Below are 15,554 nucleotides of genomic sequence, written 5' to 3'. Positions count from 1 at the left end.
ACAGAGGCGCTGCCGGAAATCAAGGGAGAGGCGGCATAACCGCCGGCAAAGCGCTTCCGCTTGCCATCGGACATAATTGTGGTATCTTTCCACGGGTCGTTATCACATCCAAGGAGGTCATCATGAAGAAAGTTGCAGCAACGCTCGTCGCCATTGTCGCCGCCCTCACCCTCGCCGGTTCGGTCCTGGCGGCCGAAGCAGAGAAGGAGTACTCCCCGACCGGCGCGCTTCTCAAAAAGGAAGAGGCCTTGAAGGAAAAGATGGGGAAGAAAGAGGCCGAAGCCAAAGAAAAGATGGGTAAGAAGGAGCAGGAACTGAAGGACAAAAAGGCCAAGCAGGACGAAAAGGCTGCCGAGATGAAGAAGAAGCGGCAGGAAAAGGCGGCGGAACTGGAAAAGAAGAAGCAGGAGACCGTGCAGAAGGTAGAAGAGAAGAAGAAAGAGGTCGGTGAGGCCAAGGAAAAGGCCAAGCTGAAGAAGGAAAAGAAAAAGCAGCAGATCAAGGAAATCAAGGAAGATACCAAGAAAGACCTGAAAGATATGAAGGAAGGTCTGCAGGTCAAATAGACCGGTCTTCAATTTATTGCTTCGGAAAAGCCGCCGGATGGCGGCTTTTCGTTTTCCGGCGCCATACGCGGGAGGTTGCGGCTGCCTCTCCCGTATGATAGGATGCCGGCGACGAACGACCATCGGCAATCAGGAGGAGATACGTGTCAGGAAAGAATCCGGAAGTGAAATTCAAGTACATCTTCAACTACGGCTACAACCCGGTCTATGTGAACGGAGCCCACGGCGGCGTCTCGCCGCGCGGCGAACTGGTGGTCAATTTTTACCTGGAACGGACCCCCCTGCCCAACAGCATCACCCATGAGATCAACGCCAACGGCACTATCGGCAACGTGGTGGGCGAGGAGCCGGATGATCTTAAGAACAGCGTGGTCCGCGTCGTGGACAGCGGCGTCATCCTCAACTACGAATCGGCCCGCAACATCCACCTCTGGCTGGGTGAACGGTTGAAGGAGATGGAGTCGATCGAGCAGGCAAAGGCGGCCTTCAATTTCGGCAAGACCGAGCCCGGTACATCACACTGACCTTCAACCCACCACACGAAAAAGGCGGTCCCACTTGGGCCGCCTTTGTTACCTCTACTCCAACCCCGGTCCAAACCCCGGTTCAGACGGCACTCTCCATCTCGTTCTCGGCCAGTTGGACGATTTCCCGGTAGATGGCGATCATGACCCCCACGTTGCACCAGTTACGGGCCACGGCAACGATCAGCGAGACTGCATAGACGATGGTTCCCGACAGGAGACCGATCCCCAGCAGGCGGTTTTCATCGTCTGTCAGCAGAATGCAGGCATAGATCGCCACAGTTACCATGGAGGCAAACCAGGCGAATTCAGGCCCTTTAAACGGGTTTTCCATCACCCGCAGGAAGTTGATGTAATAGCGCGACAACCCGGCCACCTTCTTCAGGAACTCCCGCACCTCGCTGCTGCTGTGCCTGAGGTAGGTAAAAGCGAGAAAGCGCTCGCGAGCATGCTCCCTCCCATTCTCCATCCGGTCATTCACGTACAGATCAATGGCTTCGTCAATCTCCAGGGCATTCATGATCCACCTCTCGACAACCATCCCTGCGCAAGCTCCCCGTACCATCTGAACGTACCGCCGAATTCGTAGCGGCTCCGCCACGCCCTGCTTCGCTCACCCACGGGAACTGCGTATGTTCAATTATCGGGAAGTTTTGCCCGGAATCAAGCGGAATTCTCTCCGTTTGAAAATTATTACCAAAATAAAACAGCGACTGAATCCATGGGCCGGGGAAGCCCGGCAAAACGGCAGAGGGCTTCAGAACTCACGGATCAGGCCGGTCCGGTGCGGCCGGCCAATTCAGTGAGGCGGGACATATCGAAGATCGTGACCCGACTTCCGTCCACCTCCAGCAGGCCGTCTTCCTTCAGCTTGCGGAACGTGCGGGAAAGGGTCTCGCTGACCGTCCCCAACCGGGACGCCAGTTCACCTTTTTTGATATCCAGGTCCAGGTAGGTCTTGCCCTGAAAGGTGGTCGCCTTGCGGGCCGCCAGTTCCACCAGATAGGCGGCGAGCCGGTTGGGGACTTCGGCAAAAGAGAGTTCTTCGATCTGCCTGGCAAAACGCCGCAGCAGAAGCGACAACGAAACGATCAGGTTCATGGAGAACCGGGGGTTACGCTCCAGAAGCCCCATGAAGGCATCTTTCGGAAAACAGAGTGCTTCGCCGCCATCGATGGCCCTCGCCTCGGCCGGATACCGGCCGTCGCCGAAAAAAGCAGCCTCGGCAAAGGTCTCGCCGGGGTGAACGAAGTGGAGCACCTTTTCACGACCGTCAGGTGAGACCTTGCAGAGCTTCATTCCCCCTTTGGCCAGCAGGTAGAAACCGGTGGCCGGCTCTCCTTCGCCGAAAAGGGTTTCCCCCTTGACAAAGGTGCGGCGAATGGCGATGGCAGCCACCTCGGCCAGGTTTTCGGCATCCAGGCCGGCAAAGAGCAGCGATTGTTTGAGAATTTCCTGAATTTCCATGGGGGCTCACCGGGGTACTTCGCCTGCAGAGCGGCCCGCGGGCCGGCAGGGTTTGCCTCAACCGGCTGCGGACATTGCCGGGCAGCAGGTTTCGGGTACACTTGATTTCAGGTAAGGAGGCGGTTCGCATGAACACATCCCCGGACGTCATCATCATAGGCTCAGGCTCGACCGCCTTTGCCGCCGCTCTCCGCGCCAGCTCCCACGGCGCCAGCATCGTGATGATCGAAAAGAGCGTGCTCGGCGGCACCTGCATCAACTGGGGGTGCATCCCGAGCAAGACCCTGATCCATGCCGCACTATTTAACCACGAAGCCGGCCTTGGGGCAAGGATCGGCCTCGCGAAAAGATCCGGTACTATCGACTTTCAGGTCCTGTCAGCCCACAAGGACGTGGTGGTCGGACACCTGCGCACAGCCCGCTACCTGGAGGTGCTGCAGCAGATTCCCAACCTGGAACTGGTCAAGGGGACCGCCCGGTTTGTCGACCAGCGGACCGTTGTCGTGGAAGAGCGGCAGTTCAGTAGCGACCACATCCTGATCGCGGTGGGGGGGAACCCGCGCATCCCCGAGATCCCGGGCCTTGCCGGCAGTGCCTTCCTGACCAGTCGCAGTGCGCTGCTGCTCAAAGAGTTGCCCGAATCCCTGGTGATCATCGGCGGAGGGGTCATTGCCGTGGAACTCGGGCAGATGTTCCACCGCCTCGGGGTTCGGGTCACGATCCTGGAGCATGGCCCCCGCCTTCTCCCGGCCATTTCTCCCGCAGTAGCCCTGGCCCTGCAGGAGGTCCTGGTGGCCGAAGGGGTGCACATCGTGACGGATGCGGCGTTCTGCTCGGTCTCCTCCGTGGGCGGCCAGACCGTGGTCTCGGCCGACCTGCACGGCCGGCGGCACGAATTCACCGGCGAGCGCCTGCTGGTTGCCGTGGGAACCGCACCGGCCACGGCCAGGATCGGCCTGGAAGAGATCGGCATTGCTGTGGACCGACACGGCTTCGTCACGGTGGACAGCACCATGCGGACCAGCGTTCCCGGCATCTGGGCAGCGGGAGACGCCATCGGCGGCATGATGATCGCGTCGGCCGGGGCCAGGGAGGGGATCGTTGCCGTGGACGACATGTTCAATCCGGACTGCGGCTGCACCATGGATTACCTGACGGTCCCCATGGCAATCTTCACCGACCCGGAAATCGGCCTCGTCGGCCATACGGAGGAATCTGCCCGCCAGGCCGGTATCGACCCGGTGACCAACAGCCTGTCGGTCAGCGCCATCCCCAAGGCCCACGTCACCGGCCACACCGCCGGCATCATCACCATGGTGGCCGACCGGGCCAGCAGACGGATCATCGGCGTCCACCTCGCCTGTCACCGGGGCGCCGAACTAATCAACGAGGCAGCCCTGGCCATCCGCCTCAGGGCAACCGTTGAGGACCTGGCCAACACCCTGCACGTCTACCCCTCCATCGGCGAGGGGTTAAGGCTCTGCGCCCAGGGATTCAGCCGGGATATCAGCAAGCTTTCCTGCTGTGCGGAATAAATTAAGGTATGAGGTGCGTGGGGAAAGGAACTCTGAACCAGCGCCGTACCACGAACTCGCGAGCTGCCGTGCCCGGATCGGCGCTAAGCCGGTCCACCGGTCGTCTGGTTGCCATGATTACTTTGAGCCGCTCCCCGAGCGGCGAGATGACCACCCCCCGTTCGGGATGAGCGCAGTCGAGTCGGCTCTCGATGATCCGCTCCCGGTCCAGCACTACCAGAACATGGCCGGGCCAAGCGATGAGGTCGAGCGGTGCCAGGCAGTCGACAATCTGCCGCACCGAACGGCCCGCCACCACTACCGGGGAACCGTAACCCACGAGGGAACTGGTGTTGCGCGGGGTGAAACCATCCGTTGCCGCATAGAGAAGCCCCGAGCAGTCGACCCCGGACAGCTGCCAGCGCCGCCGTCCGGCCTGGTCGAGGTGCCCGGCCGGGGGATAGAGCTGGAGGAGCGCCTCGACCCCTGTCGGGATATTCCCCCCCCAGACGTAGGGAAGGCCCGCCATCCCTTCCAGGCGAGCGACGATTTCTTCCCGGCCCGGCAACCGCCGCACCCGTTCCGGCAACCGCGTCTCCTTAAGATGAACCAGGCGGCTGTCAATGTAGTAGCCGCTCCGGCTCGGGTAGGAGTAATCGGCACTGGTCACCCGGTAGACCGCCCCCGTGGGCACGGCCAACTCCTCCAGGATGGTGAAGAGTGTGCCGGGCAGCGCCACGAACTCCAGTGTCCGAAGCTGGCCGCAGCGGTCTACGGCCAGAGTTCTGCCGTCATGGCCGCCGAAGACGGCACGTGGGTCAGGGGTATTGAGGACCGGCACCGGCCCGACCGCCACGGCAAAGCGGGAGAGCTCCCCGCCGGATGACGGGCGGGCGAAGAGTAACAGGCTCAAAAGGAGCAGCAGGACGTATTTCATAGTGGGTTACCACGCGTCATTGGGATTGCGGGAGGCTTAGACAAAAAAGCGGCGTACCGGGCAATCACGGTACGCCGCTTTTCCATTCACTTCAGGCAGCAGAGACGAATCCAGGCCATAGTGGACATTCAACTCCTGCTGGAGAGTTATCGTGTGTAATAACCGACTCCGACAATGACATTATTCACCTTGCGCAGGAAGGTGGTCTTCTTCTCCACTTTTTCCGTTACCGGGTTGCGCCAGTGATATTCCAGCTTTCCGTAACCACTTGGCTTGGCGTTGGCGATCATTTTCTTGAGCAGGGTCATGCCGGTGGGATCTTTCAGATCCAGGGCATCAGTACCAACGAGACGGGGTGTTGCCCCGTGAGCGCGGAATTTCGAGTCCTTCAGATCGATCACGAATACGTAGAGATCATCCTGAATGAACTTGCCGTTCAGGTCATTGAATGCGGTATAGGCAGAGGTCTGGTCGATCGTAATGGCATTGGAGGCCTGGTCCAGTAACGTTTTGGCCTGCTCCTGGCTTGCCCGTGGGATGTAGAACCCGACAGCAATAATACGGTCATCAACCTTTTGATAGTTGACAACTTTGCGCTCAATCTTCCGGTCTGAGCGATTGAGCCACCGGTATTCCACCGTACCGGCACCCGTGGTCTTGGCGGTATCGATCATCTCCCGGATAAATGCCTTTCCCGTGGCGTCGCGCAAGTCTGAAATGTCGCGGCCGATCAGCGCGGACGATGACCCGCCACTGGCGAGCATCTGCCCATTCGTTCCGACCACATACACGTAAAGATCGCCGTTGATGAATTCACCCGCGCGCGAAAAGGCCGCAAGAGCCCGATCCTTGTTTCCCTTATAGTAATCGACAGCTCGGGCGAGGAGTGCCTGGGCGCGTTTGGCATCGCTGCTTTCCACGGTCTCCTTTGCCGGCGCAACCGCTTTTTCCGCAGCATGCAGAGCTGGAGCCATGAGCAGGAAAATCAGGGTGGAGTACAGAATAATTGCTCGCAACATATTTGATCTCCTTTTATTTAAATTTTACTCACCTTATAAGGATGTTACGTGAATCCGTCAAGAGAGTTTCTTTCAATTTCTCAGTCTTGTCACAGTGAAGGTTCAGGGCACACACCAGGGAATCGCCATTGACGGCAGCAAATTTCCGATGGTACCATGCCGTCCGTTGCATCCAAATCCCGTCAAAGTGAGGAACAGAAGATGAAGCGACTGATCATTGCAGCCATTGCCACGACCCTTGCGGTGCCGGCCTTTGCCGTGGCCAACGACGCCATCGACAAGGCCGCCAAGGAAAAAGGAGCCGTTAAGACCGCATCCGGCATGGTCTACCGGTCCATCAAGGACGGCAGCGGCAAAACGCCGACCGCCGCCAGTGTTGTCGAAGTCAACTATCGTGGCACCCTGACGAACGGCAAGGAGTTCGACAGTTCCTACAAGCGCAAGCAGTCCATCAAGTTTCCGCTTTCCGGGGTAATCCCCTGCTGGACCGAAGGAGTCCAGAAGATGAAGGTCGGCGGCAAGGCCAAGCTGGTATGCCCGCCGGAACTGGCCTATGGCGCCCGTGGTGCAGGCCAGGATGTCCCGCCGAATGCGACCCTCACCTTCGAGGTTGAGCTGCTGGATGTGAAATAGCAACCAGCCGGCACGTTATCGCACCGGAACCATTCAACGCCGTGAAACCATGCAACACAGGGTTTCACGGCGTTTTTTTCATATGGATTGCTGACGGAAACGTTATTCCTACCGCACCAGCCACTGGTGGACGACGGCCCCGGCCAGCCAAACCGTAAACCCGGCGGCCAGGGTCAGCGGCAGGGTCAGGCCGCGGCGGAGACAGAACCAGGCCGCGGCAAAGAAGAGAAAGGTCGGGATGATCCCCCAGAGCGAACCCTTGGCGTAATCGGCCAGGAGCCGGGTGTTGCCGGGATTGTCGGAATGGAGCCAGAGGAGTACGGCAAGGGTGGTGATCGGCATGGTGGCGATGAGCCCGGCCAGAGGCGGGAAGCGCCGGCCCACCTGAACACAGGTAACGATGACCAGGTTGGTGAGCAGGAGCTTGGCCAGGAACGGCATGGGGGCTAGACCAGGACCGCGCGCAGCGCCTGGTCGATCTTCTCCACATCCACGGCGGTGTTGAAGCAGGGGCCAAAGGGACGGTCGTTCAGGACGCCGATCACCGGCAGCGGATAGCAGTCCTTGATTCCGGAGGTGAGGTCCCGCTCGCAGGCAACAGCCACCACCAGCTTGGGCCGCTTCTCCACGATCACCTTGCGCGCCAGGGTGCCGCCGGTGGCGACCGAGATGTCGATCCGGTACTTCTCCGCCAGTTCCGCCAGCCCCTTGATGTCGCACCGGCCGCAGCGGACGCACTTCTCGATGCCGCCGGTCACCTTGATGTCGCAGTCGAAGAGCTGCAGGCAATGGGGCAGGAGGATCAGTATCCGGTCGGCCGGCACCAGAAGCCGCTGGGAGGTGACCAGACTGTTGTTCATGGCCACGAACGACTGGCGGATGGTGTCCTTGGGAATGCCCAGGCATCTCCCCAGGAACTCGATGGCCGGCAGGAGGAACTTGATCACCACCAGCCGCATGAAGCGGGTGAAGAGAATGTCCTTGCCCAGGGCCGTGGTCAGGATCAGGAGAATGGTCCCGAGCAATGCGATGCCGGAGAGGGCGGCGAAGATCAGGCCGACGGTCCGCGGCAGGTCGGGATGGATATTGGCCAGCCCCTTGGTGGGAATCCACCAGAGAAGGTAGATCACCCCGATGATAAGAAAGCAGGTCACCCCCATCAGCGCCACGAACAGGCGCTTGCGGGGCGGTCGGTGCAGGCTCGTGTCGTCGCTCACCTAGATGTCCTTTGCCTCTAAGACGGTGCCGGGGAGGAGCCGACAGCCGGCCAGGAAATCGCCCACTGACAGACGCCGCTTCCCTTCCAGCTGCAACTCGCCGATGATAATGCTGCCGCCGGAGCATGCCACCTCCAGGCCGCTGCGGTCAGCCGCCAGGATCGTGCCGGGGACGCCGCTCCCGGTGCCGGTCCGGGCGCGAAACAGCTTCAACAGCTTGCCATCCAGGAATGTGTAGGCGCCGGGCCACGGGGTCACCCCGCTGATCCGGCTGACGATGGCCCGTGATTCCTGACGCCAGTCGATCCGGCCATCTTCCTTCTTCAGCATCGGGGCGTAGTTGGAGAGGGAGTCATCCTGCTTCTCCGGCACCAGCTTTCCGGCCGCCAGCAGGTCAAGGGTCTCGGCCATAGCCTCTGCGCCGATGATCGAAAGCCGGTCGTGCAGGGACTGGGCATCGTCGTCCGGGGCGATGGTGGTCGACCGCTTCAGCAGCATGTCGCCGGTGTCGAGCCCCACGTCCATCTGCATGGTGGTGACCCCGGCCTCGTTCTCGCCGTTGATGATCGCCCAGTTGATCGGTGCCGCACCCCGGTAACGGGGAAGAAGCGAGGCATGGACGTTGATGCACCCGTAGCGGGGAATCTCCAGCAGCGCCTTGGGTAGGATCTGGCCAAAGGCGACCACCACGATCAGGTCCGGCGCCAGTGACCGGATCTCCTCGATCGCCTCGGGCGACCGTACCTTCAGCGGCTGCAGGACCGGGATGCCGTGCTGTACGGCCAGCTCTTTCACCGGCGGCGCCTGGGTCTGCTGCCCCCGCCCCTTGGGCCGGTCCGGCTGGGTCACCACCGCCACCACCCGCTCCCCCCGGTCGATCAGCATCTGCAGGGTCGGGCAGGCGAACTGGGGGGTCCCCATGAACACGATGCAAAGCGGCGCCATCAGCGGCCCCCCTCCTGCTCTTCCATGGTCCGGCGGTACTTGCGGCGGAAGATCTCCCGCTTCAGGGGGGAGATATGGTCGATGAACAGGATGCCGTCCAGGTGGTCGATCTCGTGCTGGAACGCGATGGCCAGCAGCTCGTCCGCCTTCCAGGTGACCTCTTCCCCTTCCAGGTTGAGCGCTTTCACCACCACCCGGGCATGGCGCCGGACATTGGCCGAGTATTTGGGGACCGACAGGCACCCCTCCTCCTCGTATTCCTCCCCCTCGGCATGGACGATGACCGGGTTGATGGCCATGATCAGGTCGGGCGGCTCGTCCTTCCCGGCCACGTCGATGACGATTACCCGCTGGTGCACCCCTATCTGGGGAGCGGCCAGCCCCACGCCCGGCGCGTCGTACATGGTCTCGGCCATGTCGGCCACCAGCTCTCTGATCTTGTCGTTGATGACCGTGACCGGCGCCGACTTCTTCTTCAGCTCGGGGTCCGGATAGGTCAGTATCTTGCGTATCATGCCTGCCTCACTGCTCCCACAGAATTCAACCACTATATACAAGTTGCCGGTAAAAATGCAATTCCTTCCTACTTGAGTCAGTGCCCCCCTTCCGAGCCGATAAGCACTTGACCGCTGTTGTCACATGTTGTACCTACCGACAGAGAAAAAATTCACAGTTCCTAATCGACAGAGAGCACCGGTGCCCAGGAGCCATATGAACCGACTCATCCGTATTGCACTCATCGCCGCAACCCTGGCCGGGGGCGCCGGCTGCAGCAGGAACGACCACTCCGCCGGGAAAGCGGCCAAGAAACCGGCCGTGGCGGTCGAAACCGCCGTGGTCACCGGAACTCCCCTGACCGAGGGTATCCAGGTAACCGGCAGCCTGGAACCCAAATTCTGGGCCGATGTGAAGACCCAGATACCGGGGCTGGTCAAGCAGGTCTTTGTCACCGAATGGATCAGGGTGCGCAAAGGACAACCGCTGGCACGGATCGACGTCGCCGAGACCGAGGCACTGGTGAAGCGGGCCGAGGCCGGGGTGGAGTCTGCCCGGGCAGGACTGGCGCAGGCCCAGGTCACGGCAACCCGGGCCGAGCGTGAGCAGGCTAGGGCGCTGAAACTGAAGGAGGCAGGACTTGCCACCCAGCAGGCGGTGGACGATGCTCACAGCGAGACCGAAGCGGCAAGGGCCAGGGTCGACGCGGCCCGCGCCCAACTTAGGGCTGCCGAAGAGGAAGGGCGCCAGACCAGTGCCCGCCAGGCCAAGGCGCTGGTGACCTCCCCGCTGGATGGTGTCGTGGCCCTGCGTGACGTCAACGTGGGGGACCTTGCCAGTGACGCGGCAGCCGGCAAGCCAATCTTCAGGATCGTCGACAACCGGCTTCTCAACCTGACCGTTGCCGTACCGTCAGCCGACGCTGCCCGGGTCAGGGTGGGCCAACCATTGGAATTCAGTGTCGATGCCCTGCCGGGCCGGACCTTTACCGGCAGGGTCTCATTCGTCAACCCGGAGCTGACCGCCACCGACCGCTCCCTGAAGGTGATCGCCGAGGTGCCGAACACGCCGGAAACCCTCAAAGGTGGGCTCTTTGCCAAGGGAAACATCATCACCGGCCGACGGACCGGCGTTGTGCAGCTCCCCCGCGCCGCCCTCTCCTCCTGGGACATGCAGGCCGGCAAAGGGTCCGTTTTCGTCGTGACCGGCGACAGCGCCAGGCTCAGGGCCGTCACCACCGGTGTCGTCAATGGCGACCAGGTGGAGATCACCTCCGGCCTGAAGGCTGGTGAAACCTATGCCGTCCGCGGCGGCTTCACCCTGAAGGACGGCGACCGGGTGTCTGTCAGCCGGCAAGGGAAGTAGCCAGCCATGATCCTCTCCGATCTCTCCATCAAACGTCCCATCTTCGCCACGGTGATGATGCTTGCCCTCGTGGTGCTCGGCATCTTCTCCTTCAAACGGCTGGGGGTCGAGATGTTCCCCAACGTGGAATTCCCGCTGATCTCCGTGGTGACCACCTTTCCCGGCGCCTCGCCGGAGACGGTGGAACGGGAGGTCTCCAAGCGGATCGAAGAGTCGGTGAACCAGATCGCCGGGGTCAAGCACGTCTTTTCCACCTCCCGCGAGGGGGTGTCCACGGTGATGGTGCAGTTCCAACTGGAGCAGAAGGTGAACGATTGCGCCCAGGAGGTGCGGGCCAAGATTGGCTCCATCCGCGGCACACTCCCTCAGGGGATCGAAGAGCCGATCATCCAGAAGCTCGACTTCAATGCCGCACCGGTGGCAGCCCTGGCAGTGCAGTCGAACAGTCTCTCCCCCCGGGAGCTGACCACCCTGGTCGAGAAAAAGATCAAGAAGCGCTTCGAGAGCGTGGCCGGCGTCGGCAAGGTTGACATGGTGGGGGGGCAGAAGCGGGAAATCCGGGTGGAACTGGACCCGGTGCGGCTGGACAGCCTGGGACTCGGGGTCAATGACGTGGTGAACGGCATCCGTTCCGAAAACACCAACACCCCCCTGGGACGGCTCACCCGGGGAACCGCCGAGTATCCGATGCGGATCGAGGGGAAGCCGGACCGGGCCGAAGAGTACCGCCGGATGGCCGTTACCCGGCGGGGTGACCGCCCCATCACCCTTGGGGAGATGGCAAGGGTCAGCGACGGCGTCGAGGAGCGGCGCCGGCTGGCGTTGGTGAACGGCCAGCCGGCCATCGGCCTCGACATCTACAAGCAGTCCGGCGGCAACGAGGTCGCGCTGGTCGATACCGTAAAGAAGATGATGGCCAAGGTGCAGCAGGAACTCCCCCCCGGGGTCACCCTTTCCATGGTCCGCGACGGCACCATCATGACCCGCGAGTCGCTGGCCGACGTGGAGGAGACCCTCATCATCGGCGGCATCCTGACGGTGCTCATCGTCTTTTGCTTCATCAACTCCTGGCGTTCCACGGTGATCACCGGCGTAACCCTGCCGATCTCGGTCATCTCCGCCTTTATCGTCATGAACGCCATGGGGATGACCCTGAACGTCATGACCCTGATGGCCCTGTCGCTGGCCATCGGCATGCTGATCGACGACGCCATCGTGGTGCGGGAAAACATCGTCCGACACCTGGAAATGGGGAAGGACCACATGGAGGCCTCCCGCTTCGGCACCGCCGAGATCGGCCTGGCGGTCTTTGCCACCACCATGTCGATCGTTGCCGTCTTCGTGCCGGTGGCCTTCATGCGGGGGATCGTCGGCCGCTTCTTCTACCAGTTCGGCATCAGCGTTGCCTTTGCCGTCCTGGTCTCGCTGTTCGTCTCCTTCACCCTGGACCCGATGCTCTCCTCCCGCTGGCACGATCCGTCCATTCATCTCCAGGGAAAACGGCAGGGGCTGGCCCGGTGGCTGGAGAGTTTCAACTCCTGGTTCGACCGCCTGGCCAATCACTACCCCACGGCCATCGGCTGGGCACTGGATCATCGCAAGACGATGATGCTTGCCGCCATTGGCGCCTTTGTCGGCGGCATCATGATCTTCGGCACCCTGGAATCCTCCTTCATGTCCAAGGAAGACCGGGGGGAATTTCAGATCTCCTTCAAGACCGCGCCGGACGCCTCCATGGCCGAGACCGAGGACCGGCTCGCAACGGCCCTGGCTGCGGTCAGGGACATCCCTGAGATCGATCACACCTACGCCACCATCGGCGCCGGGGACAGCGGCACGGTGCGGGATGGCCTGATCTACCTGAAACTGAAGGAACGGAAAGAACGCAAGCGGGGCCAGTTCGAACTGCAGCGGCTGGTGCGACAACGGTTCGAGCGGATTGCCGGCATCACCTTCTCCATCGAGGAAGTGGGGCAGATCGGCGGGGCGCAGAAGCCGCTGAACGTGAACCTGAAGGGTGACGACCTGCAAACCCTGAAGCAGCTCGGCCAGCGGCTGAAGGAAGAGCTGTACAGGGTGCCGGGGGTCAAAGATCTCGCCGTCACCCTGGAGCACGACATCCCTGAATACCGGCTGCGGGTGGACCGGGATAAGGCGCTCTCCGCCGGGGTGACCACCAATGACATCGTCGCGGCCGTGAGCCGGATGGTGGGGGGCGAGGCCATCAGCACCTACGAGGACGAGGACGGGGATGCGGTCGATGTGCGGGTGCGGCTGCCGGAAGGGCTGCGCTATACCCCCGGCCAGGTGAGCGACCTGAAGGTGTCGGTGCCGAACGCAAGCGGCGGCACCAAACTGGTACCTTTGGCCAGTCTGGTCACGACCGTCGTCGCCACCAGCCCGACCGAGATCAACCGCCGGGACCTGGCCCGCCAGGTGACGGTCTCCGCCAACCTGGACAACCTCCCGATCGGCACGGCGGCCAAACAGGTGGAGGCAGCAGCGAAGCGGATCAACATGCCGCCAGGGTATTCCGTCAGTCTCTCCGGCGAGGCGGAGGATATGGCCGAGTCGTTCGGCTACATGGGGGAATCGCTGCTCCTGGCCGTGGTCTTCGTCTACCTCATCCTGGCGGCCCAGTTCGAATCGTTCTTCGAACCACTGGCCATCATGCTGTCGCTCCCCCTCTCCATCGTGGGGATGGCCGGCATGCTGAAGCTGACCGGAGACACGGTGAACATCATGTCCCTCATCGGCCTGATCATGCTGATGGGGCTGGTGACCAAGAACGCGATCCTCCTGGTGGACTACGCCAAGGTGCTCAGGCGCCGGGACAACCTGCCACGCCGCGATGCCGTGATCCTGGCAGGCCGGACGCGCCTGCGGCCGATCATCATGACCACCCTGGCAATGATCTTCGGCATGCTGCCGCTGTTTTTCGGCATCGGCGCCGGCGGAGAGGGACGCGCCCCCATGGCCAGGGCCGTTGTCGGCGGCCTGCTCACCTCCACCCTCCTGACGCTACTGGTGGTGCCGGTCATGTACACCTACATGGACGACCTGGGCGGCTGGCTGAAGCGAAAGATGCGGGGAAAGCATGCCTGAACCGGCCCCGACCGTACTACTGGACGCATTCGGGCCAGGCGGCTTCGGCAGGTCGTGGCGATTTGGTGGCCACACGGGCACCTTAGAAACCGACGATCCCGACCGGGTGGCCGGGGTCCTGGCGGCGGTGGAGCAAGCAGCAGCGCGGGGCGAGCATGCGGTCGGGTTCGTGTCGTACGAGGCGGCCCACGGACTGAACCGTGACCTCCCCGAGCTGCCAACAGCAACGGGAATGCCGCTGGCCTGGTTTGCCTGCTACCGGGAACGGGTCCCCTGCACTGCTGGTGAGGGGCTGCCGGCCGCAACGGAGGAAACGATCCCGCTGACGCCCAGCCTGGACCCGGAGCAGTACGAAACGGCAGTGGAACGGGTCCGGTCGCTGATTGCCGCCGGAGACTGCTACCAGGCGAACTACACCTTTCCGCTGGCCGGCAGCTTTCACGGCGCGCCGCTCGGCCTCTACCAGCGGATCTGCCAGGGACAGCAGGCCCCCTTCTGCGCCCTTTTGGACACCGGGCGCTTCCTTCTCCTCTCCGCCTCGCCCGAACTGTTCTTCGCCCTGCGGGACGGTGTCGTCGCCACCCGCCCCATGAAAGGGACAGCGCCGCGCGGCAGGTGGCAGGCAGAGGACCGGGAGGCCGCAGACCGGTTGCGGCAGAGCCCCAAGGAACGGGCCGAGAACCTGATGATCGTCGACCTCTTGCGCAACGACCTGGGGATCGTGGCCGAGACCGGCAGTGTCCGGGTTGCCTCGCTCTTCGACCTGGAGAGCTACCCGACCGTGCACCAGATGACCTCCACGGTCACGGCCCGGCTCCGGCAGGGCGTTGGGCTCGTCGAACTCTTCCGCGCCCTGTTTCCCTGCGGCTCGGTCACCGGCGCCCCCAAACGGCGCGCCATGGAGATCATCCGCGACCTGGAGACAACGCCCCGCGGCCCGTACTGCGGCGCCATCGGCTATGTCTCGCCCGGCGGGGAGGCGCTCTTTTCCGTGGCCATCCGCACCCTGGTCCTGGACCGGGAAAGCAACGGGCTGACCCTGGGGGTGGGGAGCGGCATCACCTGGGACGCGGCACCGGCCGCCGAATACCGGGAGTGCCTGACCAAGGGCGACTTCCTGGGGCAGCCGGCCAGCCCGTTCCGGCTCATCGAGACCCTGCGGCTGGAGGGTGGCGAGTACACCCTGGTGAAGCGGCACCTGGCCCGTATGAAAGCCTCGGCGGCCCGTTTCGGCTTTTCGTTCGACGACGCGGCAACCCGCCAGCTTCTCGCCACCCACGCCGGGACAGTCGGGGGATGCCGCAAGGTGCGGCTGCTGCTGGAGCGTGACGGTGGGCTGGAGGTATCCTCCGAACCGCTGGCAGTGGATGATCCGGCCGTGGCGCTCAAGGTGGCCCTGGCAGGGGAGCGACTGCCATCAACAGACCTGTTCCGCTTCCACAAAACCACCCGCCGCGATTCGTTCGAGCGGGCACGGTCGGCACATCCCGAAACGGGCGAGGTACTGTTCCTCAACGAGCGGGGAGAGCTGACCGAGGGGAGCTATCACAACCTGGTGCTAAAGCTCGGTGGGCGTCTCGTCACCCCGCCCCTGACCAGTGGGCTCCTGCCCGGCACGTTGCGGGAAGAGCTCCTGGAGCGGGGTGAAATAGCCGAGGAGATCCTCCACCCCCACCACCTGGAGCAGGCGGAAGAGCTCTGGCTGATCAACTCGGTGCGGGGCTGGCGCCGTGGGTTACTGGTAGATAAGAGGGAGTGAAAGGGAGT

General features: G+C 62.6%; 15 protein-coding genes. 7 read left to right on the top strand and 8 right to left on the bottom strand.

From position 1 onward, the window contains the following. Positions 1 to 122: 122 nt before the first annotated feature. A complete protein-coding gene (locus JN12_RS04530) occupies positions 123 to 566 on the top strand; it encodes a hypothetical protein (RefSeq protein WP_145018841.1) in 444 nt (147 codons plus the stop codon). 143 nt (positions 567 to 709) lie between these two features. Next, positions 710 to 1,090 carry a hypothetical protein gene (locus JN12_RS04525; protein WP_145018838.1) on the top strand — a complete coding sequence of 127 codons (381 nt, stop codon included), beginning with the start codon at positions 710 to 712 and terminating at the stop codon, positions 1,088 to 1,090. 82 nt (positions 1,091 to 1,172) lie between these two features. Here JN12_RS04525 and JN12_RS04520 read toward each other — a convergent pair whose 3' ends face one another. Both JN12_RS04520 and JN12_RS04515 read right to left on the bottom strand, forming a co-directional pair. Beyond that, complete coding sequence (locus JN12_RS04520; protein WP_246125747.1) at positions 1,173 to 1,631, bottom strand: GSU0071 family protein; 459 nt, start codon at positions 1,629 to 1,631, stop codon at positions 1,173 to 1,175. Positions 1,632 to 1,861: 230 nt separating this feature from the next. Continuing rightward, the gene (locus tag JN12_RS04515) at positions 1,862 to 2,557 is read right to left on the bottom strand and encodes a Crp/Fnr family transcriptional regulator (RefSeq protein ID WP_145018835.1); all 696 of its coding nucleotides are present in this window, start codon (positions 2,555 to 2,557) and stop codon (positions 1,862 to 1,864) included. Positions 2,558 to 2,685: 128 nt separating this feature from the next. Between JN12_RS04515 and merA the strand changes: the two genes are divergently transcribed. After that, complete coding sequence (merA, locus tag JN12_RS04510) at positions 2,686 to 4,092, top strand: mercury(II) reductase (RefSeq protein ID WP_145018832.1); 1,407 nt, start codon at positions 2,686 to 2,688, stop codon at positions 4,090 to 4,092. A gap of 1 nt (position 4,093) precedes the next feature. Here merA and JN12_RS04505 read toward each other — a convergent pair whose 3' ends face one another. Continuing rightward, on the bottom strand, positions 4,094 to 5,008 hold the full coding sequence (locus JN12_RS04505) for an NlpC/P60 family protein (RefSeq protein ID WP_145018829.1): 915 nt from the start codon (positions 5,006 to 5,008) through the stop codon (positions 4,094 to 4,096). A 146-nt stretch (positions 5,009 to 5,154) separates the two neighbouring features. Continuing rightward, complete coding sequence (locus JN12_RS04500; protein ID WP_211360501.1) at positions 5,155 to 6,027, bottom strand: cache domain-containing protein; 873 nt, start codon at positions 6,025 to 6,027, stop codon at positions 5,155 to 5,157. A 201-nt stretch (positions 6,028 to 6,228) separates the two neighbouring features. Between JN12_RS04500 and JN12_RS04495 the strand changes: the two genes are divergently transcribed. Next, on the top strand, positions 6,229 to 6,660 hold the full coding sequence (locus JN12_RS04495) for an FKBP-type peptidyl-prolyl cis-trans isomerase (RefSeq protein WP_145018826.1): 432 nt from the start codon (positions 6,229 to 6,231) through the stop codon (positions 6,658 to 6,660). 108 nt (positions 6,661 to 6,768) lie between these two features. Here the strand turns inward: JN12_RS04495 and JN12_RS04490 are convergent, their stop codons facing one another. Genes JN12_RS04490 through def form a run of 4 tightly spaced genes read right to left on the bottom strand, consistent with a single transcriptional unit; the run spans position 6,769 to position 9,337 of the window. Further along, positions 6,769 to 7,101, bottom strand: a complete 333-nt coding sequence (locus JN12_RS04490; RefSeq protein WP_145018823.1) for a DUF3147 family protein — start codon at positions 7,099 to 7,101, stop codon at positions 6,769 to 6,771. Between the two features lie 5 nt (positions 7,102 to 7,106). Further along, positions 7,107 to 7,820 carry a DUF116 domain-containing protein gene (locus JN12_RS04485; RefSeq protein WP_145019242.1) on the bottom strand — a complete coding sequence of 238 codons (714 nt, stop codon included), beginning with the start codon at positions 7,818 to 7,820 and terminating at the stop codon, positions 7,107 to 7,109. 57 nt (positions 7,821 to 7,877) lie between these two features. Further along, positions 7,878 to 8,822 (bottom strand): methionyl-tRNA formyltransferase, encoded by a 945-nt coding sequence (gene fmt, locus JN12_RS04480; RefSeq protein ID WP_145018820.1) that lies wholly within the window; start codon positions 8,820 to 8,822, stop codon positions 7,878 to 7,880. Then, a complete protein-coding gene (gene def / locus JN12_RS04475) occupies positions 8,822 to 9,337 on the bottom strand; it encodes a peptide deformylase (protein ID WP_145018817.1) in 516 nt (171 codons plus the stop codon). Before def ends, fmt begins: the two co-directional genes overlap by 1 nt. A gap of 196 nt (positions 9,338 to 9,533) precedes the next feature. Here def and JN12_RS04470 point away from each other — a divergent pair, with 196 nt between their 5' ends. Genes JN12_RS04470 through pabB form a run of 3 tightly spaced genes read left to right on the top strand, consistent with a single transcriptional unit; the run spans position 9,534 to position 15,546 of the window. Next, positions 9,534 to 10,682: an efflux RND transporter periplasmic adaptor subunit gene (locus JN12_RS04470; RefSeq protein WP_145018814.1), complete on the top strand. Its 1,149-nt coding sequence runs from the start codon at positions 9,534 to 9,536 to the stop codon at positions 10,680 to 10,682. Between the two features lie 6 nt (positions 10,683 to 10,688). After that, entirely contained in the window at positions 10,689 to 13,787 is a 3,099-nt protein-coding gene (locus JN12_RS04465) for an efflux RND transporter permease subunit (RefSeq protein WP_145018812.1), read from the top strand. Next, on the top strand, positions 13,780 to 15,546 hold the full coding sequence (gene pabB / locus JN12_RS04460; protein WP_145018809.1) for an aminodeoxychorismate synthase component I: 1,767 nt from the start codon (positions 13,780 to 13,782) through the stop codon (positions 15,544 to 15,546). The genes JN12_RS04465 and pabB overlap by 8 nt, the downstream gene beginning before the upstream one ends. Positions 15,547 to 15,554: the final 8 nt, after the last annotated feature.

Source organism: Geobacter argillaceus (assembly GCF_007830735.1).
Lineage (GTDB): Bacteria > Desulfobacterota > Desulfuromonadia > Geobacterales > DSM-12255 > Geomobilibacter > Geomobilibacter argillaceus.
This window is presented reverse-complemented; position numbering and strand designations above follow the sequence as displayed.

What these genes read in the sequence shown, in the direction of transcription:
- merA (WP_145018832.1), top strand. Translation starts at nt 2,686, where the DNA reads ATGAACACATCCCCGGACGTCATCATCATAGGCTCAGGCTCGACCGCC.
- JN12_RS04530 (WP_145018841.1), top strand. Translation starts at nt 123, where the DNA reads ATGAAGAAAGTTGCAGCAACGCTCGTCGCCATTGTCGCCGCCCTCACC.
- def (WP_145018817.1), bottom strand. Translation starts at nt 9,337, where the DNA reads ATGATACGCAAGATACTGACCTATCCGGACCCCGAGCTGAAGAAGAAG.
- JN12_RS04495 (WP_145018826.1), top strand. Translation starts at nt 6,229, where the DNA reads ATGAAGCGACTGATCATTGCAGCCATTGCCACGACCCTTGCGGTGCCG.
- JN12_RS04470 (WP_145018814.1), top strand. Translation starts at nt 9,534, where the DNA reads ATGAACCGACTCATCCGTATTGCACTCATCGCCGCAACCCTGGCCGGG.
- pabB (WP_145018809.1), top strand. Translation starts at nt 13,780, where the DNA reads ATGCCTGAACCGGCCCCGACCGTACTACTGGACGCATTCGGGCCAGGC.
- fmt (WP_145018820.1), bottom strand. Translation starts at nt 8,822, where the DNA reads ATGGCGCCGCTTTGCATCGTGTTCATGGGGACCCCCCAGTTCGCCTGC.
- JN12_RS04500 (WP_211360501.1), bottom strand. Translation starts at nt 6,027, where the DNA reads ATGTTGCGAGCAATTATTCTGTACTCCACCCTGATTTTCCTGCTCATG.
- JN12_RS04520 (WP_246125747.1), bottom strand. Translation starts at nt 1,631, where the DNA reads ATGGTTGTCGAGAGGTGGATCATGAATGCCCTGGAGATTGACGAAGCC.
- JN12_RS04485 (WP_145019242.1), bottom strand. Translation starts at nt 7,820, where the DNA reads ATGGGGGTGACCTGCTTTCTTATCATCGGGGTGATCTACCTTCTCTGG.
- JN12_RS04465 (WP_145018812.1), top strand. Translation starts at nt 10,689, where the DNA reads ATGATCCTCTCCGATCTCTCCATCAAACGTCCCATCTTCGCCACGGTG.
- JN12_RS04505 (WP_145018829.1), bottom strand. Translation starts at nt 5,008, where the DNA reads ATGAAATACGTCCTGCTGCTCCTTTTGAGCCTGTTACTCTTCGCCCGC.
- JN12_RS04515 (WP_145018835.1), bottom strand. Translation starts at nt 2,557, where the DNA reads ATGGAAATTCAGGAAATTCTCAAACAATCGCTGCTCTTTGCCGGCCTG.
- JN12_RS04490 (WP_145018823.1), bottom strand. Translation starts at nt 7,101, where the DNA reads ATGCCGTTCCTGGCCAAGCTCCTGCTCACCAACCTGGTCATCGTTACC.